Annotated in this window: 19 protein-coding genes, 1 tRNA gene, 1 pseudogene and 1 riboswitch; of the genes and pseudogenes, 11 read left to right on the forward strand and 10 right to left on the reverse strand. The window is 65.6% G+C overall.

What is annotated here, in order from left to right:
• The 4 genes and pseudogenes from DBR12_RS07160 to DBR12_RS07175 all read right to left on the reverse strand — a co-directional run.
• Nucleotides 1-216: pseudogene (locus tag DBR12_RS07160) on the reverse strand (hypothetical protein); the annotation flags it as partial.
• A 343-nt stretch (nt 217-559) separates the two neighbouring features.
• Complete coding sequence (locus DBR12_RS07165) at nt 560-1,519, reverse strand: chemotaxis protein (RefSeq protein WP_108616626.1); 960 nt, start codon at nt 1,517-1,519, stop codon at nt 560-562.
• Between the two features lie 159 nt (nt 1,520-1,678).
• Nucleotides 1,679-1,984 (reverse strand): antibiotic biosynthesis monooxygenase, encoded by a 306-nt coding sequence (locus tag DBR12_RS07170; RefSeq protein ID WP_108616627.1) that lies wholly within the window; start codon nt 1,982-1,984, stop codon nt 1,679-1,681.
• Nucleotides 1,985-2,069: 85 nt separating this feature from the next.
• Nucleotides 2,070-2,972 (reverse strand): LysR family transcriptional regulator, encoded by a 903-nt coding sequence (locus DBR12_RS07175; RefSeq protein ID WP_108616628.1) that lies wholly within the window; start codon nt 2,970-2,972, stop codon nt 2,070-2,072.
• Nucleotides 2,973-3,111: 139 nt separating this feature from the next.
• Between DBR12_RS07175 and DBR12_RS07180 the strand changes: the two genes are divergently transcribed.
• From DBR12_RS07180 to DBR12_RS07190, 3 genes are all read left to right on the forward strand, one after another.
• Nucleotides 3,112-3,753, forward strand: a complete 642-nt coding sequence (locus tag DBR12_RS07180; RefSeq protein WP_108616629.1) for an NAD(P)-dependent oxidoreductase — start codon at nt 3,112-3,114, stop codon at nt 3,751-3,753.
• 64 nt (nt 3,754-3,817) lie between these two features.
• A complete protein-coding gene (locus tag DBR12_RS07185; RefSeq protein ID WP_108616630.1) occupies nt 3,818-4,303 on the forward strand; it encodes a hypothetical protein in 486 nt (161 codons plus the stop codon).
• 225 nt (nt 4,304-4,528) lie between these two features.
• A riboswitch (FMN riboswitch) is annotated at nt 4,529-4,702 on the forward strand.
• 316 nt (nt 4,703-5,018) lie between these two features.
• On the forward strand, nt 5,019-5,579 hold the full coding sequence (locus DBR12_RS07190; protein WP_108616631.1) for a 6,7-dimethyl-8-ribityllumazine synthase: 561 nt from the start codon (nt 5,019-5,021) through the stop codon (nt 5,577-5,579).
• A gap of 114 nt (nt 5,580-5,693) precedes the next feature.
• Here the strand turns inward: DBR12_RS07190 and DBR12_RS07195 are convergent, their stop codons facing one another.
• On the reverse strand, nt 5,694-7,295 hold the full coding sequence (locus DBR12_RS07195; RefSeq protein ID WP_108616645.1) for a methyl-accepting chemotaxis protein: 1,602 nt from the start codon (nt 7,293-7,295) through the stop codon (nt 5,694-5,696).
• Nucleotides 7,296-7,594: 299 nt separating this feature from the next.
• On the opposite strand from DBR12_RS07195, the gene DBR12_RS07200 reads away from it, so the two are divergent.
• The gene (locus tag DBR12_RS07200; RefSeq protein WP_108616646.1) at nt 7,595-9,244 is read left to right on the forward strand and encodes an ankyrin repeat domain-containing protein; all 1,650 of its coding nucleotides are present in this window, start codon (nt 7,595-7,597) and stop codon (nt 9,242-9,244) included.
• 68 nt (nt 9,245-9,312) lie between these two features.
• On the opposite strand, the gene DBR12_RS07205 is transcribed toward DBR12_RS07200, so the two are convergent.
• Nucleotides 9,313-10,587, reverse strand: coding sequence for a CaiB/BaiF CoA-transferase family protein (locus tag DBR12_RS07205; RefSeq protein WP_108616632.1), 1,275 nt, complete (start codon nt 10,585-10,587; stop codon nt 9,313-9,315).
• A gap of 241 nt (nt 10,588-10,828) precedes the next feature.
• The gene (locus tag DBR12_RS07210; protein ID WP_108616633.1) at nt 10,829-12,025 is read right to left on the reverse strand and encodes an acyl-CoA dehydrogenase; all 1,197 of its coding nucleotides are present in this window, start codon (nt 12,023-12,025) and stop codon (nt 10,829-10,831) included.
• 178 nt (nt 12,026-12,203) lie between these two features.
• Here DBR12_RS07210 and DBR12_RS07215 point away from each other — a divergent pair, with 178 nt between their 5' ends.
• Both DBR12_RS07215 and DBR12_RS07220 read left to right on the forward strand, forming a co-directional pair.
• Nucleotides 12,204-13,148 (forward strand): LysR family transcriptional regulator, encoded by a 945-nt coding sequence (locus DBR12_RS07215; RefSeq protein WP_108616647.1) that lies wholly within the window; start codon nt 12,204-12,206, stop codon nt 13,146-13,148.
• A 94-nt stretch (nt 13,149-13,242) separates the two neighbouring features.
• Nucleotides 13,243-13,458: a hypothetical protein gene (locus tag DBR12_RS07220; protein WP_108616634.1), complete on the forward strand. Its 216-nt coding sequence runs from the start codon at nt 13,243-13,245 to the stop codon at nt 13,456-13,458.
• A gap of 66 nt (nt 13,459-13,524) precedes the next feature.
• On the opposite strand, the gene DBR12_RS07225 is transcribed toward DBR12_RS07220, so the two are convergent.
• Nucleotides 13,525-15,093: a tetratricopeptide repeat protein gene (locus DBR12_RS07225; protein WP_108616635.1), complete on the reverse strand. Its 1,569-nt coding sequence runs from the start codon at nt 15,091-15,093 to the stop codon at nt 13,525-13,527.
• 367 nt (nt 15,094-15,460) lie between these two features.
• Between DBR12_RS07225 and DBR12_RS07230 the strand changes: the two genes are divergently transcribed.
• Nucleotides 15,461-16,342: a DUF6279 family lipoprotein gene (locus DBR12_RS07230; protein WP_108616636.1), complete on the forward strand. Its 882-nt coding sequence runs from the start codon at nt 15,461-15,463 to the stop codon at nt 16,340-16,342.
• Between the two features lie 98 nt (nt 16,343-16,440).
• A complete protein-coding gene (locus DBR12_RS07235; RefSeq protein ID WP_108616637.1) occupies nt 16,441-16,620 on the forward strand; it encodes a hypothetical protein in 180 nt (59 codons plus the stop codon).
• Between the two features lie 59 nt (nt 16,621-16,679).
• Here DBR12_RS07235 and DBR12_RS07240 read toward each other — a convergent pair.
• Nucleotides 16,680-16,764: transfer RNA gene (locus DBR12_RS07240), tRNA-Leu, on the reverse strand.
• A 40-nt stretch (nt 16,765-16,804) separates the two neighbouring features.
• On the opposite strand from DBR12_RS07240, the gene cysM reads away from it, so the two are divergent.
• From cysM to DBR12_RS07255, 3 genes are all read left to right on the forward strand, one after another.
• A complete protein-coding gene (cysM, locus tag DBR12_RS07245) occupies nt 16,805-17,707 on the forward strand; it encodes a cysteine synthase CysM (RefSeq protein ID WP_108616638.1) in 903 nt (300 codons plus the stop codon).
• 102 nt (nt 17,708-17,809) lie between these two features.
• Complete coding sequence (locus DBR12_RS07250; protein WP_108616639.1) at nt 17,810-18,376, forward strand: NUDIX domain-containing protein; 567 nt, start codon at nt 17,810-17,812, stop codon at nt 18,374-18,376.
• Nucleotides 18,377-18,390: 14 nt separating this feature from the next.
• Entirely contained in the window at nt 18,391-18,618 is a 228-nt protein-coding gene (locus tag DBR12_RS07255) for a sulfurtransferase TusA family protein (protein ID WP_108616640.1), read from the forward strand.
• 121 nt (nt 18,619-18,739) lie between these two features.
• Here the strand turns inward: DBR12_RS07255 and galU are convergent, their stop codons facing one another.
• A complete protein-coding gene (gene galU, locus DBR12_RS07260; RefSeq protein ID WP_108616641.1) occupies nt 18,740-19,627 on the reverse strand; it encodes a UTP--glucose-1-phosphate uridylyltransferase GalU in 888 nt (295 codons plus the stop codon).
• Nucleotides 19,628-19,700 lie beyond the last annotated feature (73 nt).

The raw sequence follows: 19,700 nt of genomic DNA on the forward strand, positions 1-19,700 counted from the left end.
GTCCCGCCCGCCGTAGTAGATGGGGGGGGGCGGGGCTGAATAGATCACCCCTGGCGCACGGTACACCGGCGGTGGGGCGTTGTAGATGTATCCCGGCTGTTCATACACTTGGTAGCGCGGGGGATCGTAGTACGGGTCGCCCGGCACTGTGGCGCATCCCGTCACGAGAACCCCCAAGGCCGAGGCAGAAAGGATGCGCGCGAGTGTGTAGGTCATGGTGATCAGACTCCGGCCCGGGGTGTGCGTTCCACCCGGGTCCGTAACGCCCCTGAAAAACACCCCGGTGGGATGTTACAAATTTCAGGGGCTGGCGTGGGCTGTGCCAAACCCATTACGTTTGGCGTCACCATTTGGTTGACCTCTCCAGAGCGCTTGCCCGGCGGTTGCACAGCCTGCGCCAGTCCCTGCATGCAGCCGCCTCGTGTCAATATTAAAATTGATAGCAAAAAAGGCTTGATGGGCGCGCGCAAACGGCCAAAAATTCCAAAATTTTCATCTGCCTAACTCCCCGCCACGCCATATACGAGCCCAGCGGTGGGCTGGTGGGCAGGGGGCGGGCTTACTTGGGCAGGACGCGGCGGATGGTATCGGCCAGGTCTTCGGCCACGAACTTGGCCACATAGCCATCGGCGCCAACGCTGCGCACATGGTCTTCATTGGCCGAGCCTGACAGCGACGAGTGGATGACGACCGGCAGGCCATGGAACCGCGCGTCCTGCTTGATGTTCCGCGTCAAGGTGAAGCCGTCCATTTCCGGCATTTCCAGGTCGGTGAGCACCATGGCCACGCGGTCAAGCACCGTTTTGCCTTCAGCCTCGGCGCTTTTGGCGATGGCGTTGAGACGGTCCCACGCCTCTTTGCCCGATTTGACCATTTCATAGGGGGCGTTGAGCACCTTGAGTTCCTGCTCAATCAACGAGCGTGCCACGAAGGAGTCGTCTGCCGCCAGAACGATGGAGCCAGGCTTGAGCTTGAGCTTGGCGCCCACCTTCTCTTCGGTCACCTCATGCCCGTCGGATGGCGACACCATCTGAAGGATGGCTTCCACGTCCAGCACCTGGGCCAGTCGGGACTCATCGGTGTTTCCGTCCAGCCGGGCGATGCTGGTGACCAGCTTGCCCTTGGCGCCGCTGGTTTCGGCAGACAGCACCTGTTTCCAGTCCAGCCGCACGATGTCTTCCACCGATTCGACTGCAAACGCCTGTGTGGTGCGTGCGTATTCCGTCACCAGCATGATGTTCAGGCCCGTCTGGGGCTTGCAGCCCACGATGGAGGGCAGGTCCAGAACCGGGATCACCTGGCCGCGCAGGTTGACCACCCCGAGCGAATGGGGCGTGGTGCCCGCAATCGGCGTAATGCTGGGCATGGCCACGATCTCGCGGATCTTGAAGACATTGATGCCGAACAGTTCGGACTTGTTCAAGGCGGTGTCGGTGCCCAGGCGAAACAGCAACAACTCGAACTTGTTGGTGCTGGTGAGGTTGGTCCGCTCGTCGATGTCCTGCTGGATGGCTTTCATGTTGAATCCTTTGCGCAGAAGTGAAGATACGCGCTTTTACAAATTCTAGGACCCAAACGGCGTGCGCAGTGCGCTAAATCTTCAGGCAATACCCGAATAGTGCGCTGCGGCATGCTGGCGTGGTGGCACGGTCACAGCTTGGGTCGTGCTGCGCGCGGTTCAGGCCGCGCCAGGCAGCGCCACGGGCGAAAAGTGCATCACCGTGGGGAACGGGTCGTAGAAGTGGTGCAACAGCTGTTTCCATTCCTGGTATTGCGCCGACTGGCGAAATCCGACTTCATGGTCCTCCAGGCTGGCCCAGCGTACCAGCAGGACGTAATCCTGGGGGCGCTCCAGGCAGTGGCCCAGCTCGTGCGACAGGTATCCGGGCATCGAGGCGATGATTTGTTGCGCCTGGGCAAAAGCCCGTTCGAAGGCAGCGTTCTGGCCTGGGCGAATGCTGAGGTGGGCGATTTCGAGAACCATGGTGGCGATGATGGGGGGTTGCGCTGTGCGACAGGATAAGTCCCTTTTCCTCCCAGGCCCTTCAGCCGGTCTGCAGGTTCCTCTCTCAGTCCGTGACGCCGGGCAGCTGGCCCAGATAGCGGTGCAGCGCGGCGATGGCCTGGCGGACCTTGGCGGGCTGCGCGTCGCGTTGGGGTGTCACGGCCCAGATGTCCAGTGTGCCGAAGGACCAGTCGGGGAGCAGCCGCACCAGCCGCCCGGCCTGCAGAGCATCGTGCGAATCCATGCTGCCTACCAGCGCCAGACCCAGCCCAGCCTCGCACATCTGCTGGATGGACAGCTGGTTGTTGCTGGCAATGCGCGGCTCCACCCGCAGCGCGCGCGGCTCGCCCGCCGGGCTGCGCAGGTCGATCAGCAGTCCGCCACTCTCTCGCGCAAAACCCAGCCATGTGTGTGAGAGCAGTGCATCCGGGTGCTGCGGCACGCCGTGGGCGGCCACCCAGCCGGGCGAGGCGCACAGGACCCACTGCATGCTCCCCAGGCGCCGTGCTGCCCAGGTGGAATCTGCCAGGCGCCCATAGCGCACGGCCAGGTCAATGCGGGCGTTGATGAGATCGATGGTGGAGTCGTCCACCAGCAGGCGCAGACGCAGCGCCGGATGTGCAGCCAGCAGTTCGCCCAGCGCCGGTGCAATGTGCCTGGCAAACCCCACAGTGGCGGACAGGCGCAGCTCACCGCTGGGCTCATCGCGCGATGCCGCCAGCTCGGCCCGAGCCTGGTCGGCCGCAGCCCACATGGCGGCGCAGCGTGCGTGAAAGCGCTGGCCCGCCTCAGTCAGGGCCAGCTTGCGCGTGGAGCGATGCAGCAGCGTCACACCGCCGTCGCTTTCGAGCTTGCGCACCTGCTGGCTCACGGCCGACGTGCTCATGCCCAGAGCGCGGGCTGCACCACTCATCGAGCCGTGCTGCACCACGGCGGCAAATACGGCCATGCGTTTGAGATCTTCCATGGAGCAAAGAAAGGGGGAAATAGGGGAACGGGGTGATTGTGAAGTGGTACTTCAAAGAGTAGGTGGTTTTAGGCCTCTACCGCCTACTTTGACAAGCCCATATTCTCACTGCATCGCAACTTCGAACCCAAGGAACCCTATGAACATCGCTCTGATTGGTGCCACCGGATTTGTCGGCTCGGCCGTGCCCGGTGAACTGCTGCAACGCGGTCATCGCGTGACTGTGCTGGCCCGCAACCCCGCCAAACTCGCCGCACGCGAAGGCCTGGCTGTGGTGGCTGCCGACGCGCAAGATGCCAACCAGGTCGCCAAGGCCGCTGCGGGCCACGATGCCGTGGTCAGCGCCTACAACCCCGGCTGGGAGAACCCCAACATCCACGACGAATTCCTCAAAGGCACCCGCGCCATCATCGACGGCACCAAAGCGGCTGGTGTGCGCCGCTTTCTGATGGTGGGTGGCGCTGGCAGCCTGTTCGTGGCGCCCGGCGTGCAGCTGGTGGACACCCCCCAGTTCCCCGCCGAATGGAAGCAAGGTGCCCTGGCCGCCCGCGAGGCACTGAACTGGATCCGCACCGAAAACACGCTGGACTGGACCTTCCTGTCGCCCCCCATCCTGCTGCAGCCCGGCGAGCGCACCGGCCAGTACCGCCTGGGCGACGAAGCCCCGCTGATGAACGGCGAGCAGCCCGGCGGCATCAGCGTGGCCGACCTAGCGGTGGCTATCGTGGACGAGCTGGAGACGCCGCGCCATGTGCAAAAGCGGTTTACCGTGGCGAACTGACCTGCGTACGGGGCGAATTGGTCTGCGCGTATGCTCTGCGCCTTTTCCTGCAGCGCTGCGCCCCATGACTGACCTACACGACACGCCCGACACCATCCAGGAATCCCGCTGCTGGAGCGATGGCCGCTGGACGGCACAGGTCATCAAGAATGAGGACGACGACGGCTGGGCGGTGGCGATGACGCTGCGGGGCGAGGCAGAGCCCGCACTTGTGGGCCCCTGGACCATGGGGCGTGACAAGAAGAACCCCAAGCCGTTGGACGTATCGGCCTTCCACACCCTGGTCAAAACTGCGAGCGAAGTGCTGCGCCGCCATGAGCAGCAGTTGCACGCGCAGCTCAACAAGAGCGTGCACATCACCACCGCGGACGGCCAGCGCCTGCGCGTGGCGCTGGCCATCGTGCCCGATGAGGAGGGCGCCACGGCCACGTTAAGCGCACAGGACGAGCTGGGCGAGGAGTTGGCGCGTGCGTCTGCGCCGCCCACCTTCAAGCTCACACCCGCCAGCGCAGCCGCCTGGGCCGAAGGCGGGTTTCAGCGCGTGCGCTGAGCGCTCGCAAACAATGGATCGCCGTTCACGCTGAGCCTGTCGCAGCGCTGCGCAGGGCTTCGACAGGCTCAGCCCGAACGGGGTTGGGGGGCGATGCCCGCCCTGAAGCGCCAACGCCGCCCGCAGGGCTCGGTCGGCGTCGGGGCCAATCGCCTTGGCGACGGCGCTGATTTCGCCGACCTTCTAGAATTTAAGCCGTCGGCCCCGGATGACCTTCGGGGCTGACAGCGTTCTCAGGGCGGGGTGGAATTCCCCACCGGCGGTATTTGCGGGCTGAAAAGCCTGCAAGAGCCCGCGAGCGCCTGCGGTGCCGTTCTTCGGAACCGGTCCCCCGCAGGGTCAGCAGATCTGGTGCAAAGCCAGAGCCGACGGTCACAGTCCGGATGAAAGAGATCGCGAACCCAGGGATGTCCTGCATCACCCTCGCGAGGCCGGGGTAGTGCGGATCGGGATGGGCCGCAAGGCGACTTTTGGCAGCCAATAGCCCGGCTATTGGCAAGAAAAGCAACGCAGCGGACCGCCCGAGACCGCGCTATCACGGACCGCAGGGAGTTATGCCGGACATCCCTGGAGCACCCGCCATGGGTGGCTGGGCTTATGGCGTTCGTCTGCGTGCTGATGTTGCCCGCTTGCGAGCGCCTGGAGGCCTGCGCCGCCGTGTGCAGGCGCTGTGCTCGCGCGCCCTGATTCTGGTACGACCTGCTTTGAGGAACCCATGAATCAGTCTTCTGCTACTTCTTCCGTCTCTCCCCTGGCCCCCGTCGCCGCCCACCGTGGCGCCCGCGTGGCCATCATCAGTGCCAGCTGGCACCAGGACATCGTGCACCAGGCGCGCGATGCGGCCCTGGCCGAGTTTGACCGCCACGGCCTGCCGCCCGCGCAGGTGGCGCTGTTTGATGTGCCCGGCGCGTTCGAGATCCCGCTCCTGGCGCGCAAGCTTGCACGCAGCGGGCGCTACGACGCCATCGTGGCCTGCGCGCTGGTGGTCAATGGCGGCATCTACCGCCACGAGTTCGTCACCACCGCCGTCATCGACGGCCTGATGCGCGTGCAGCTGGACACCGAGGTGCCGGTGATGTCGGCCGTGCTCACGCCACGCGACTTCCACGACCACGAGGACCACATCCGCTTCTTCCGCGAACACTTCGTGAAGAAGGGCACCGAAGTCGCCCAGGCCTGCCTGCAGACCATGGCCTACCTGCGCAAGCTGGCCTCACCCACGCTGGGCACGCAGCAGCAGGTCACGCCTGCGGTGGCTGAGGCCGTGGTTGCATAGGCTGGCTTGGCACCGCCCCATGGGGTGCCTGTCAATGTCTGGATGCTATTAAATATATAGCTTAAAAGGCTTGGTGGGCGCGCGGTAACGGCCTTTTTTTCTCATGAAAACCGCTCAGGTCGCGGCCAGGCGGGGTTGGTGGCTGCCTGTGATCGCGGGGCGTGCCAATGCCGTGGTATCCGCATCCGTCTCGGCGAGCCGGAACACCGCCACCGCCTGCACCAGCTGCTGTGCCTGCAGCTTCAGGCTGTCGGCAGCTGCCGCGCTTTGCTCCACCAGCGCTGCGTTCTGCTGCGTGGCCTGGTCCATCTGGGTGATGGCCTCGCCCACCTGCGACACGCCAAGGCTCTGCTCGCCGCTGGCGGCACTGATTTCGCCCACGATGTCGGTCACCCGGCGGATGGAGGCCACCACCTCGGTCATGGTGGCGCCTGCCTTGTCCACCAGCGCCGTGCCTTGTTCCACGCGCTCCACGCTGGCGTGGATCAGGCCCTTGATTTCCTTGGCGGCTTCGGCACTGCGCTGCGCGAGGTTGCGCACCTCACTGGCCACCACGGCAAAACCCCGGCCTTGCTCGCCCGCGCGGGCTGCTTCCACCGCAGCGTTCAGCGCCAGGATGTTGGTCTGGAAGGCAATGCCGTCGATCACGCCGATGATGTCGGCTATTTTTTTGCTGCTGTCGTTGATGCCCTTCATGGTGGTCACCACCTCGGCCACCACATCGCCGCCCTGCACGGCCACGGTGCTGGCGCTCACCGCCAACTGATTGGCGGTGCGTGCGTTTTCTGCGTTGGCCTGCACGGTGGAGCTCAACTCTTCCATCGATGCGGAGGTTTCTTCCAGCGCGCTGGCCTGCTGCTCGGTGCGCGCCGAGAGATCGTTGTTGCCTTGCGCGATCTCGGTGCTGGCCATGGCCACGCTGTCGGCGTTGTTGCGCACGTTGCTCACCACGCGCGACAGGCTGATCTGCATGGCGTGCAGAGCGTTCAACAGCAGCGCGACTTCGTCCTTGCCTTGCACATTCTGCGCCACCGTGAGGTCGCCCCCTGCCACAGCCTGCGATACACGCACTGCGTTGTCCAGCGGTTTCACCACTGTGCGGCTGAACCCAACAGCCCCTGCGATGCCCAGTGCACACACCACCAGCATCACGGCCAGGCTGATGGTGGTGGCGCGCTGCGCCGCTGCTGCGGCGCGCTCGGCCACCTCGCTGCTGGCCTTGGCGATCAGGTCGCCCGCCTGGTCCAGCAGTTTGGAGGGCTCGCGGTCCATGCCCGCCACAGCCTTGTCGCCCGCCTGCGGGTCGTGGTCGGCTGCCTTGAAGGCCTCAAAGCCCTTGCGGTAGGCGGCGCCCATGCGTTCGTGGGCCTGCGCAAACTGCTGCACGCGTTCGCGCCCTTCGCCCGGGGGCAGGGCGGCAATCAGCTTTTGCGCTTCTTCCTGGACGATCTTTTCCTGCTTTTCAAATGCGGTCCAGAAACGCGTGAGCTGGGCAGGGTCCTTGCCGCGCAGCAGTACGTTCTTCCACTCCTGCACCTGCACCTTGAAGTCATTGAGCATGGTGGACGCGAGCCGCTCGTGCTCAAAGCTCTGAGTCACAGAGGTCTGGTAGGTGTCCAAGGCCATGTTCAAGCGGCTGATGCCGAACAGTGCCGCCGCAAACAGCAGCAGCAAGGCCGCAGTAAAGGCAAGGGGGAGCTTGAGGCTAAGCTTCATGGCGAACTCCTTGGTTTTGTGGGCAACCAACGCGGGGAGCGGTGAAGACTGCAGATAGGCACAACAAACCAACCTGGAGCTGCGCAATGCAGTGCTTTGTTGCATTGTGGGGTGTTTGTAAATTTTTGTACAAGTATTTTGGAGGGCGGCGCGGGTAAGATCCCGCCCAGCGCGGATGCAAGCCGCGCCCGGGCCTGCGGACAGGGTGCAACCCACTTGCCGACTCCCAGAGAGACCGTTCTTTCCCCTTTGTGCTGCCGGAACTGCAGGCCGTCGGCGTCCGATGCACGGAGGTTCTCGTGAAACGTCTTCCCCCCCGGCCCGACCTGGGTCATCTCAAGAAACAAGCCAAAACGCTGCTGGCCGAGGCCCGCGCGGGCGATGCCGCCGCGCTGGCGCGCCTGCAGCCGCTGATGTTGTCCGCAGGCAACGACCTGCGCCTGCACCATGCACAGTGGTGCCTGGCGCGCGAGCACGGCTTTGCCTCGTGGCCGCAGTTCCAGGCCTTTGTGCTGGCGCGCCGCGCGTTGGCGGACGACCCCGCACACGCCATGCTGATATGGCTGCGCCTGGTCTATGCGGGTGATATCGCCGGGGGCAACCACACTGCGCGTCCCGCGCTGGCCGAGCAACTGTGGGCCGCGGGTGCCGTGCCGCAGGCGGACCCGGATGACCCTTGGCTGGCCTGTGCTGTGGGCGATGTGGCCCGGCTGCGTGCGCAGATCGCGCGCGACCCAGCCTGGCTGCACCTGCCCGGAGGGCCGCTGCAGCTGCCGCCGCTGATCGCTGTCACCCATTCCAGCCTGGCACGGCTGCCCGTGTTTGCAGATGGCTTGCGGGCTTGTGCCGAGCTGTTGCTGGAGGAGGGGGCGGACCCCCGTCAGTGCGTGGGCAGCCGCTGGTCACCCGCATCGCTGCAGGCTCCGGACGCCGCACATCCGCTGTCTGCCTTGTACGGTGCAGCGGGCGCAAACCACCACGCGGGTATCACCCGCCTGTTGCTGGATGCGGGTGCGGACCCCAACGACGGTGAGTCGCTGTACCACGCGCTGGACAGCCCGGAGTGCACGCGCCTGCTTCTGCAGGCGGGTGCCCGTGTGCCCGGCACCAACGCGCTGCACCGCGTGCTTGACGGTGACGACTTGCCCGCGCTGCAACTGCTGCTGGCCCATGGCGCAGACCCCCGCGAACCACTGGCTGGAAGCCCCCCCGCTGCTGTGCCGCTGCTGTGGGCGCTGCGCCGCCGCCGGTCGCTGGCGCATGTGCAAGCGCTGGTGGCTGCGGGGGCCGACCCCACGGTGTGCACGGCCGACGGCACGCCTGCGCACATCCAGGCGCTGCGCTACGGTTTGCCGGATGTGGCGGCCTTTTTGCGTAGCGTGCTCGGCGTGGCTGACGTGGCCGTCGATGAGCTTTTTGTAGCGGCCTGTGCGCAGGGCGACGAAGCCCAGGCGCGCGCGCTGCTGGCCGCACAGCCGGGTTTGGTGGCGGGCCTGGCGCCCGCCCAGCAGCGTTTGCTGCCCGAGCTGGCTGCGCAGCCGGACTGCGGCGCAGCCGTGCGACTGATGGTGCGTTTGGGTTGGCCCATCGACACGCCGGGCGGCGATTGGGATGGCACAGCTTTGCACCACGCCATTTTCAGGGGCGATGCAGCGCTCACCCGCTTTGTGCTGGAGCATGGCGCGCGTTGGCAGGCCACACATGGTTTTCAGGACAACGCCTGCGGTGCACTCGAGTGGGGCTCCATCAACACGCCGCAGGCGGGCGGCGACTGGGCTGGCTGCGCGCAGGCGCTGCTGGACCACGGCCTCCCGCCCGCTGCGCCAGACGCCAATGGCTCGGATGCCGTGTGGCTGGATGGCCGTTTGATGCAGTTCTCGGACGAGGTGACGGACTGCCTGCTGGCAGCTGCAGAAACACTGGTGCAGTCCGCGCAGCCCGTGCAGTAACCTCAGAAAGACCAACGCCCCGCATCCTGTCGGCGCGGGGCGTTGAGGGTGGGTGGCAGCGTGCGCCGCTACACCACGCCCTGGGCCCGCAGCGCCGCAATGCGTGCAGCATCCAGCCCCATCTCGTGCAGCACCTCATCCGTGTGCTGCCCCAGCGCAGGCGGTGCGTTGCGCAGCACGGGCGGTGTGGCCGAGAGGCGCAGCGGGCTGGCCACGCCGGTGATCTGCTGCACGTTGTCGGTGGCGGCCTCGCCGTCCTTCCAGCGCGGCAGCGTCACGGCCAGGCCTCGGGCCTGCACCTGCGCGTCGTCAAACGCCTGGGCGATGGTGTTGATGGGGCCACAGGGCACGGCCTTGTCTTCCAGCAGGGTGATCCAGTCGGCGGTGGTGCGCGTGCGGGTGACGGCCTCCATGGCGGGGATCAGCTCGGCGCGGTGCTGCACGCGCAGCGTGTTGGTGGAGTAGCGCGGGTCGGCGGCCCATTGCGGCTGGTTGGCAGCGGCGCAAAAGCGCTGGAACTGCCCATCGTTGCCGATGGCCAGCAGCATGTTGCCGTCGGCGGTCGCAAAGTCCTGGTAGGGCGCAAGGCTGGGGTGGCTGTTGCCCATGCGGCCAGGCGCCTTGCCCGTGGCCAGAAAGCCCGAGGCCTGGTTGGCGAGCACGGCCATGCCCACGTCGAGCAGCGCCATGTCGATGTGCTGGCCCTGGCCCGTGCCGTTCACGGCGTTGTCGCGCGCATGCAGCGCAGCCAGGATGGCGTTGCTGGCATACAGGCCGGTGAACAGGTCGATCACGGCAACGCCCACGCGCATGGGGCCGCCGCCGGGCTGGCTGTCGGCCTGACCCGTGATGCTCATCAGGCCCGTCATGGCCTGCACCATGAGGTCGTAGCCTGCACGCTCGGCGTAGGGGCCGTCTTGTCCGAAGCCGGTGACGGAGCAATAGATGAGGCGCGGATTCAGCGCGCGCAGGCTCTCGTGGTCCAGGCCGTACTGCTTCAGGCCGCCAACCTTGAAGTTCTCCACCACGATGTCCGCCTCTTGCGCCATTTGCTTGATGAGTGCCTGGCCTTCGGGCTGGCCCAAGTCGATGGTCACCGAGCGCTTGTTGCGGTTGCAAGCGGTGTAGTAGCTGGCCTGGTTCGTGTCGTTGCCGTCCGCGTCCTTCAAGAAGGGCGGGCCCCACTGGCGCGTGTCGTCGCCCACGCCGGGGCGCTCGACCTTGACCACGTCCGCGCCCAGGTCGGCCAGGATCTGGGTGCACCAGGGGCCGGCCAGCACCCGGGAGAGGTCGAGCACCTTGATGCCTGCGAGGGCGCCAGCGTTGGAGGAGGGTGTGGACATGGATAAATACTATTAAATTGATAGCTGTAAAGGCATATCCAGAGCGCGGAGAAGGCCTAAAAAGCTTGAAATTTGTAGGTCGTGCCCTGTGTCACTCCCTCTCCCCTCGCGGGAGAGGGTGGGGGAGAGGGGGCGATCCGGCACACCACATGCGCCGCTGCCCCCTCTCCCCCGGCCCCTCTCCCGAGAGGGGAGAGGGGAGTTCTCACCGCCGCAGCGAGCAGCGGGGGGCCTTCCTGCCTCAGTTCGCGAACGCGGCGATGCCCGTCTGTGCCCGGCCCAAAATCAGCGCGTGCACATCGTGCGTGCCTTCGTAGGTGTTCACCACTTCCAGGTTCACCAGGTGGCGCGCCACGCCAAACTCGTCGCTGATGCCGTTGCCGCCCATCATGTCGCGCGCCAGGCGGGCAATGTCCAGGGCCTTGCCGCAGCTGTTGCGCTTGATGATGGAGGTGCCTTCCACGCTGGCCGTGCCCGCGTCCTTCATGCGGCCGAACTGCAGGCACGCTTGCAGGCCAATGGCGATCTCGGTCTGCATGTCGGCCAGCTTCTTCTGGATGAGCTGGTTGGCAGCCAGGGGGCGGCCAAACTGCTTGCGGTCCAACGTGTACTGGCGGGCGGTGTGCCAGCAGAACTCGGCGGCACCCAGTGCACCCCAAGCGATGCCGTAGCGGGCGCTGTTCAGGCAGGTGAAGGGGCCCTTCAGGCCCTGCACTTCAGGAAACGCGTTTTCTTCGGGCACGAACACGTCGTCCATCACGATCTCGCCGGTGATCGAGGCGCGCAGGCCCACCTTGCCGTGGATGGCAGGGGCTGTCAGGCCCTTCATGCCCTTTTCCAGCACAAAGCCGCGGATGGGGCCCACGGCGCCGCCTTCGGAGACTTCCTTGGCCCAGACCACGAACACGTCGGCCACGGGGCTGTTGGTGATCCACATCTTGCTGCCCTTGAGCTTGTAACCGCCGGGCACCTTGTAGGCGCGCGTGGCCATGCTGCCGGGGTCGGAGCCGTGGTCGGGCTCGGTCAGGCCAAAGCAACCAATCCATTCGCCGGTGGCCAGCTTGGGCAGGTACTTCTGGCGCTGCGCTTCGCTGCCAAATTCATAAATCGGCACCATCACCAGAGAGCTTTGCACGCTGGCCATCGAGCGGTAGCCCGAATCCACGCGCTCCACTTCGCGGGCAATCAGGCCGTAGGCCACATAGCTCAGGCCGGGGCCTCCGTACTGCTCGGGGATGGTGGGGCCCAGGAGGCCCACTTCGCCCATCTCGCGGAAGATGCTCACGTCCATCTTTTCGTGGCGGAAGGCGTCCAGCACGCGGGGGGCCAGCTTGTCTTGGCAATACGCAGCGGCGGCATCGCGGATGGCGCGTTCGTCGTCGGTCAGTTGCTGGCTCAGAAGGAACGGGTCATCCCATTGAAAAGCGGCGTGGGCCATGTGTGTCTCCAGGTCGGTAAGGGGGAAGAAAAAAACGAGTCTGGCATGCATCGTAGGCCTTGGGGTGGTGGCCCGCAAGCGAGTTCTTTTCATCCAGGCATGCGTTTATGGAATGTATGGAATACTCGCCGCAGCCAGCGTCAAAGGCTGGATGCATCTTCACAAGTTCCTCTTCTTCATGCGCCGCAACATCCCATCGACCCAGGCCCTGGCCTGTTTTGAAGTCGCCGCCCGCCACGAGAGCTACACCCGCGCCGCGCAGGAGCTCTCGCTCACACAAAGCGCAGTCTCGCGCCAGATCCAGGCGCTGGAAGAGTTTTTGGGTGTGCAGCTGTTTCGCCGCACGCGCCACGGCGTGGTGCTGACGCCTGCGGGCGCGCACTATGGCCGTCAGGTGGCGCGCTGGCTGCAGGGGCTCGAGCGCGATACGCTGGATGTGATGGCCCACCAGGGAGAGGGCGGCACCATCGCCCTGGCGGCTGTGCCCACCTTTGCCACGCGCTGGCTCATTCCCCGCCTGCCGCAGCTGGCGCAGGCGCACCCCGACATCGTGGTGCACATCGACACGCAGACACGCCCTTTTTTGTTTGCCGACACCACCTTCGATGCCGCCCTGTACGCGGGCACACCCGAGCAGGTGAGCAACTGGCCCGGCGTGCAGGCCCAATTGCTGATGCACGAAGACGTGGTGCCTGTGTGCAGCCCCCGCCTGCTCGAATCCGCCGCGCCCCGGGGCCGAGGCCGCGCCCACCAGCCCGTGGCCGCCGAGGCGCTGGCCGACCTGCCGCTGCTGCAGCAAAGCACGCGCCCCTATGGCTGGCGCCAGTGGTTTGATGCGATGGGCGTGGATGCCCCGCATGCGCTGGACGGCCCGCGCTACGAGCTGTTCTCCATGCTGGCCGTGGCCGCCACGCACGGCATGGGCGTCGCGCTGATTCCGCCCCTGCTCATAGAGGCGGAACTTGCCAGCGGGGAACTGGTAGTGGCCTGCAACCGCCCCCTGCGCGGCGAGCGCGCCTACTACCTCATCAGCCCCGCGCAGGCCCAGCCCCCGGTGCTGGTCACGTTTGCGCGCTGGCTGCAGCACATGGCCGAAGCGGGTAGCGCCCCAGTTGCGGGATGACGTGCTTGCATTGCCCGTGGCGCTGAACTAGTCTGGTTGCGCGGAAGTTTGTCTTTCATTCCCCCATCTTCCATCTTGTTGGAGAGCGACCACCATGACCACTTACCACGCTCCGCATTTCGATCCCACCGTGGACGAGATCGCAACCCTCAAGCAACTTGAGATGGGCGAAGTCATCACGCTGCCCCACGCGCTCAAGGACCATGTCTCCGGGCGCCTGCTGGAGTGGGGGTTTGTCATCAAGGGGCCTGGGGGAGAGCTGTCCATCACGGCCATTGGCCGCCAGCTGATTCGGCGGCAGGACAACTAGAGGGGCAGGGGCGTCACAAGCGGCCCGTCACTTGCCCCTGTCTGTGCCTGTTTCCCGCCGGGGGTGTCACCCGCCCATCAGCCGCCGCAGCCATGACTTGGGTTTGTCGAGGTCAGCCAGGGTTTCGGCACAGACCTCGACGCTGCTGGTGTTCCCCTCCAGCGTGTACAGGTGCTGGGCCTTGAGCAGCAGGGCCCGCGCTTCTTCCTTCTTGCCCATCTGGGCCAACGCCTTGCCCCGGCCCCAGTGGCAGTAAGGCACGCTGATGTCCTGCGCAATCAACTGTTCAAACCGCTGCGCGGCCTGCGCATGGTCTCCGGCGTCGAGCAGCGCGGTGGCGTAGTTCAGGGCCACGGCGCCGTCGTCGGGATGGGCGGCGCACCAGGCGTCGAACACCTGCAGCGCCTCTTTGCTGCGGCCCAGCGCCAGCAGCGCGCGTGCACGGTGCTCGCGGGGCGCCCACTGCGCGGGCTGCAGTGCCACGGCAACCTCTGCCACGGCCAGTGCGCGCGTGGCCTCGCCCTTGTTGGGACGGCCGTTGTGCAGCAGACAGAAGGCCAGGTTGTTGAGGGCGCGGTAGCTCTCGGGGTCGTCGGCAATGGCCTGCTCGAAGTACGGGCGGGCTGCATCCAGCTCGCCTATGTTCTTGAGTGTGGCGCCCAGCAGGTTGCTCAGGAACTCGCCCTGTAGCTCCTGGACTTGCTCCAGCGCCCGCAGTGCCTTCAGTGCGGCGGGGTAGTCGGCGCGGTCGAAATGGATCGTGGCCTCCAGCGTCAGGTGCTGGGTTGATGTGGGGTCTGCCTGTTTCAGGCGCTGTAGGTCGGCCAGCGCGGCGTCGAACTGTTCCAGGTCGCGGTAGCAGCGGGCGCGGCCTGCGCGGGGCCAGTCCCAGTCGGGCTCGCGCTCAAGCAGGTCGCTCCACTCGTCGATGGCGTCCTGGTAGCGGTCCAGCTTCTCCAGACAGGCCGCGCGGTTGTGCTGCACGTTGTTGATGCGCCCCATCTTCTGGCGCGCAATGTCCAGAAACTCGATGGCTTTGCGGGGGCTCCTTTTCATCAGCAGCGTGCCCAGGTTGTATTCGATGGCCATGTGGTAGCTGTGCATGGGCACCTGCGCTGAGCGGATCAGGGCAATGGCCTCGTCCTCGCGGCCCAGCTCGCACAGCACCTGCATCAGCAGGTTGTGCGCCCGAAAACTCGCCGGGTGCGCCTGGCAAGCCCGCTGGTAGCAGGCGGCGGCTTCTTCGGGCGCGTCCAGCGCCTTGTGCACCTTGCCCAGGGTGATCAGCGTGTCCAGGTGTGTGGGGTGTGTGGCCAGCACCTGCTGGCCCAGGGCCAGCGCCTCGTGCAGCGCGGGGCCGCCTTCTACGTGTGCAAGCAGGCAGCGCACCCAGGCATTGCCCCAGTGTGTGGCATCCAGTGCCTGGGCGGCCTGCAGGTCGTTGCGTGCGGCCTCTGCATCTTCCAGCCGCAAATGGATGCGCGCGCGTGCCTGCAGGGCCTCGCAGGCCGTTGGAAAGCGCTGGACGATGGAGTTCGCTAGTTCCAGGTCGTGGTCGTCGATGTCGTCGGCCGCCATCAGGGCGGCCAGCAGGTGTTTAAGCTCGCCCGTTGCGGGTGTGGCTGTGGCGGTCATGGCGATGGAGTTTCCTCTCGGATGGGCGCGGCACTGAATGCATCCCTTGGGTCGCAGCCCCTGGCCCTGGGGGAAAGGGGCTGTGCGAGGGGGGCGGATTCAGCGTTCCCTGGTTGTTGGTCTTGTGCTCTGGGCGCGGCAAGGTGGCGCGCGCTGTTTATAGAGGCTGTTGGCTCGCTGCAGCCCGCCAGAGGGCCCGGATTGGTAAGCAGATGTTTTGTGACCCTGTTTTGGCGGGGTCGTGGCGGGTGCGGTTGCGGGGCGGCGCACAGGGCGCAATTCAGTGGCACCTGCCAGGGTATTCGCGAGGGCAGGGCAGCCGCAGGGTTCTCGTTCTATCCTGCGGCCTTCTTTGCGAGGTTCCCGCATGTTTCCTCTTCGCACCACCCTGGGTGTGGTCATCCTGGTGTTGGTCGGCCTGCTACTGGCAGGCTGCAGCACCGTGAAGCTGGCCTACAACCAGGCCCCACAGCTGCTGTCCTGGCAGCTCAACCGGTACCTGGACCTGTCGCAGCCGCAGGCCGAGCGGGTGCGCGACGAGCTGGCCGATCTGCACCGCTGGCACCGCGACACCCTGCTGCCCGAGCACGCCGGGCTGCTGCAAAAGCTGCGCCAGCAACTGCCCGCCCCCATGTCCGCCGAGCAGGCCTGCCGCGCCTATGCCGACCTGCGCACCCAGATCGACCAGCTGCTCGCCCGGGCTGAACCCTCGCTGGTGTGGCTGGCCTCGGACTTGTCCGAAGCCCAGATCCGCAGCCTGCAGAAAAAGCAGGCCGACAGCAACGCCGACTGGAAAAAGGAGTGGCTGGATCCGCCTGCGGACAAGCTGCGCGAGCACCGCTACCAGCTGCTGCTGTCGCGCACCGAAGACTTCTACGGCAGCCTGCAGGAGCCCCAGAAGGCCGCGCTGCGCAGCTACATCGCCCAGTCCTCGTTCGACCCCCAGCGCACCTATGCCGAACGCCAGCGCCGCCAGAAAGACCTTTTGCAGGTGCTGCGCAAAATCGCCGAAGACCGCGGCAACACCGACCAGACCCGAGCGCTGCTGCGCGGCTACCTGGCCCGCCTCAACACCTCCCCGGATGTTGCCTACCAGCAGTATGCCGCCGCGCTGGTGGACGAAGGTTGCGCCGGGTTTGCGCTGGTGCACAGTGCCATGACCCCCGCGCAGCGGCTGAAGGCCGTGGCCTCCGTCGGGGCGTACGAGCAGGATTTCATCACCCTCGCAGCGCGTCGCGTGTCGCCCTGACCGGGCGCAAGCAGGGTGGCAACTGGGCAACAACCCCATGGCATTGCCTGCCCGTTGGGTGGATCATCTGGGATCTTGGCACCTGCAGGAGACCCCCCATGAACCAGGCTGTCTATCTGAAGCTCAAGGGCATCGTGATCCAGGACCTCATCAAAAACCCGCGCCGCGTGTTGTTTCACGAGCGGGAACTCAAAAGCGAAGGGCTCACGCCAGAGTACCGGCGCGCTGTGGAAGAGGCCCTGGAAGAGCTGCGCGCAGCGCAGCGGCGCCGGGGCTAGGCGGCCAGACAAACAAATAAAAAAGGCCGCACGGTTGTGGAACCATGCGGCCTTGTCTGTGGTGCCCGGGGCCGGAATCGAACCGGCACGCCTTGCGGCGGGGGATTTTGAGTCCCCTGCGTCTACCAATTTCACCACCCGGGCTGGAATTCGTGAAGCCCCAAATTATGGCACAGTAGGGCGCATGAAATATCCGACGATTGAAGATGCGGTGGGTAACACGCCGCTGGTGGCGCTGCAGCGCATTGGTGCGCAGGCCAACGCGGCGCGCGGCAACGTGGTGCTGGGCAAGCTGGAGGGCAACAACCCGGCGGGTTCTGTCAAGGACAGGCCTGCGCTGTCGATGATCCGCCGCGCCGAGGAGCGGGGCGACATCCGGCCTGGCGACACGCTGATCGAGGCCACGTCTGGCAACACCGGCATTGCGCTGGCGATGGCCGCAGCCATCAAGGGCTACCGCATGGTGCTGGTGATGCCCGAGGACCTGTCCATAGAGCGCGCGCAGACCATGAAGGCCTTTGGCGCCGATCTGGTGCTCACGCCCAAGAGCGGTGGCATGGAACACGCCCGCGACCTGGCCGAGGCCATGCAAAAGCGTGGCGAGGGCAAGGTGCTGGACCAGTTCGCGAACCCCGACAACCCGCGCATCCACTACGAAACCACGGGCCCCGAAATCTGGGAGCAAACGGGCGGGCGCATCACGCACTTTGTGAGCGCAATGGGCACCACGGGCACGATCACGGGCGTGTCGCGGTTCCTGAAAGAGAAGAACCCCGCCATCCAGATCATCGGCGCGCAGCCCGAAGAAGGCTCACGCATCCCGGGCATCCGCAAGTGGCCGCAAGAGTATTTGCCCAAGATCTATGACGCCAGCACGGTGGACGAGCTGGTGTACGTGGGTCAGGACAGCGCCGAAGACATGTGCCGCCGCCTGGCGCGCGAAGAAGGCATCTTTGCGGGCATCTCGGCCGCAGGTGCGTGCTGGGTGGCGCAACAGATTGCCGAGCGCGAGGCCAACGCCACCATCGTGTTTGTGGTGTGCGACCGGGGCGATCGGTACCTGTCCACTGGCGTGTTCCCGGCGTGAAGCAGGGCCTTGGGCATGTGCCGCTGGGTTGAAAATATGAGTAAAAATGGCCGCCTGCGCGCGATGGATAAGCGCTGGTTGCTATAAAAATAATAGTAAACTATGCACTACGAAGTCCGCCACTGCACCCACTGCGGCACCGCGCTGCAACCCATCACCCTGGCCGAAGACGGCGGCGACAAGGAGCGTCTGCGCTGCCCCGCCTGCGGCTGGACGCACTGGAACAACCCCACGCCCGTGCTGGCCGCGATTGTGGAGGTGGACGGAAAGGTGCTGCTGGCCCGCAATGCGGCCTGGCCCGCCAAGATGTTTGCGCTGATCACCGGCTTCATGGAGGCGGGCGAGTCGCCCCAGGAGGGCATTGCGCGCGAGGTGAAGGAAGAAACCAACCTCGATGTGCAGGCCACCACGCTCGTGGGCGCCTACGAGTTCCTGCGCATGAACCAGGTCATCATTGCCTACCATGTGGTGGCCACGGGGCAAGTCAAGCTGTCGCCCGAGCTGGTGGACTACCGGTTTTACGACCTGCATGAACTCAAATGCTGGCCCGCTGGCACGGGCTACGCGCTGGCCGACTGGCTGCGCACTCGGGGGCATGAACCTGTGTTCTTCACGGCAGAGGAAAATGAGGAGCGCCGCCGAGGCCTGAACCTGCCGCCCAAGGACTAGAAGAGATACACACCATGGACATCCACAAAGAAATCGACACCCGGGGCCTGAACTGCCCCCTGCCCATCCTCAAGGCCAAGAAGGCACTGTCTGACATGGCCAGCGGCCAACTGCTCAAGGTGGTGGCCACCGACGGCGGCTCGCTGCGCGACTTCCAGGCGTTTGCCAAGCAGACAGGCAACGAGCTGGTGGACCAGCAGACTGCGGGTGAGGAGTTCATCCATATCCTGCGTCGGCGCTAGTTACGGGCGCCAAGCAGGAAACTGAGTCAAAAAAATAGCTGCCTGCGCCCGTTGAATAAGCGCTAGCAGCTATCGATTTGGAAGCGTTTGAAACGCTTCCTGTGTTCGTTGGGGCGGTGGCTTACAACGCCAGGCCCTTCAGATATTCCCGGAAGTGCGCCCCCACCTGTGGGTGCTGCAAGGCCAGTTCCACGGTCGCTTCCAGAAAACCCTCTTTGCTCCCGCAGTCGTAGCGCTTGCCCTGGTACTGGAACGCGTACACGGCTTCGTGCTGCATCAGGCGGGCGATGCCGTCGGTGAGCTGGATCTCGCCGCCCACGCCGCGTGGCTGGTTGCGGATTTCGTCGAACACGCCGGGTGTGAGGATGTAGCGGCCTGCCACGCCCATGCGAGAGGGCGCTACGTCGGCCTTGGGCTTCTCCACAATGCGTTCGATGCGGATCAGTGGGCCGCCTGCGGGCTCGCCTGCCACGATGCCGTATTTGTGCACCTGGTCTTCCGGCACTTCCTGCACGGCGATGACCGAGCGGCCTTGCTGGCGGAAGGCGGTGGCCATCTGGGCCAGCACGGGCTGGCCGCCAGGGGGGCCAACCATCAGGTCATCGGCCAGCAGCACGGCAAAGGGCTCCTTGCCCACCAGCGGCTCGGCGCACAGCACGGCGTGGCCCAGGCCCAGCGAACGGGGCTGGCGCACAAAGGCGCAGTCCATGTCGTCGGGCTGGATGGAGCGAACCAGGGCCAGCAGTTCTTTCTTGTTGGCGGCTTCCAGCTCGGCCTCCAGCTCGTACGCCGTGTCGAAATGGTCTTCGATGGCGCGCTTGCTGCGGCCCGTGACGAAGATCATGTGGCGAATGCCAGCGGCGTAGGCTTCTTCCACGGCGTACTGGATTAGCGGCTTGTCCACCACGGGCAACATCTCCTTGGGCGATGCCTTGGTGGCGGGCAAAAAGCGCGTGCCCAGGCCGGCAACGGGGAAAACGGCCTTGCGGACGGTGGTGGCAACAGTCATGGGTCTCCTTGATGGCAGGGTGTGGTGTGTTGTTGTCGTTGCGGGGGGCAAGTGTCAGGCCAGGGGATGACTG

The organism is Acidovorax sp. HMWF029 (assembly GCF_003060895.1).
Classification (GTDB): domain Bacteria; phylum Pseudomonadota; class Gammaproteobacteria; order Burkholderiales; family Burkholderiaceae_C; genus Acidovorax.

Coding starts and splice junctions, on each gene's coding strand:
- DBR12_RS07165 (WP_108616626.1), bottom strand. CDS start 1,519: ATGAAAGCCATCCAGCAGGACATCGACGAGCGGACCAACCTCACCAGC.
- cysM (WP_108616638.1), top strand. CDS start 16,805: ATGAAATATCCGACGATTGAAGATGCGGTGGGTAACACGCCGCTGGTG.
- DBR12_RS07170 (WP_108616627.1), bottom strand. CDS start 1,984: ATGGTTCTCGAAATCGCCCACCTCAGCATTCGCCCAGGCCAGAACGCT.
- DBR12_RS07180 (WP_108616629.1), top strand. CDS start 3,112: ATGAACATCGCTCTGATTGGTGCCACCGGATTTGTCGGCTCGGCCGTG.
- DBR12_RS07250 (WP_108616639.1), top strand. CDS start 17,810: ATGCACTACGAAGTCCGCCACTGCACCCACTGCGGCACCGCGCTGCAA.
- DBR12_RS07215 (WP_108616647.1), top strand. CDS start 12,204: ATGCGCCGCAACATCCCATCGACCCAGGCCCTGGCCTGTTTTGAAGTC.
- DBR12_RS07210 (WP_108616633.1), bottom strand. CDS start 12,025: ATGGCCCACGCCGCTTTTCAATGGGATGACCCGTTCCTTCTGAGCCAG.
- DBR12_RS07190 (WP_108616631.1), top strand. CDS start 5,019: ATGAATCAGTCTTCTGCTACTTCTTCCGTCTCTCCCCTGGCCCCCGTC.
- DBR12_RS07175 (WP_108616628.1), bottom strand. CDS start 2,972: ATGGAAGATCTCAAACGCATGGCCGTATTTGCCGCCGTGGTGCAGCAC.
- galU (WP_108616641.1), bottom strand. CDS start 19,627: ATGACTGTTGCCACCACCGTCCGCAAGGCCGTTTTCCCCGTTGCCGGC.
- DBR12_RS07195 (WP_108616645.1), bottom strand. CDS start 7,295: ATGAAGCTTAGCCTCAAGCTCCCCCTTGCCTTTACTGCGGCCTTGCTG.
- DBR12_RS07230 (WP_108616636.1), top strand. CDS start 15,461: ATGTTTCCTCTTCGCACCACCCTGGGTGTGGTCATCCTGGTGTTGGTC.
- DBR12_RS07235 (WP_108616637.1), top strand. CDS start 16,441: ATGAACCAGGCTGTCTATCTGAAGCTCAAGGGCATCGTGATCCAGGAC.
- DBR12_RS07205 (WP_108616632.1), bottom strand. CDS start 10,587: ATGTCCACACCCTCCTCCAACGCTGGCGCCCTCGCAGGCATCAAGGTG.
- DBR12_RS07220 (WP_108616634.1), top strand. CDS start 13,243: ATGACCACTTACCACGCTCCGCATTTCGATCCCACCGTGGACGAGATC.
- DBR12_RS07185 (WP_108616630.1), top strand. CDS start 3,818: ATGACTGACCTACACGACACGCCCGACACCATCCAGGAATCCCGCTGC.
- DBR12_RS07225 (WP_108616635.1), bottom strand. CDS start 15,093: ATGACCGCCACAGCCACACCCGCAACGGGCGAGCTTAAACACCTGCTG.
- DBR12_RS07255 (WP_108616640.1), top strand. CDS start 18,391: ATGGACATCCACAAAGAAATCGACACCCGGGGCCTGAACTGCCCCCTG.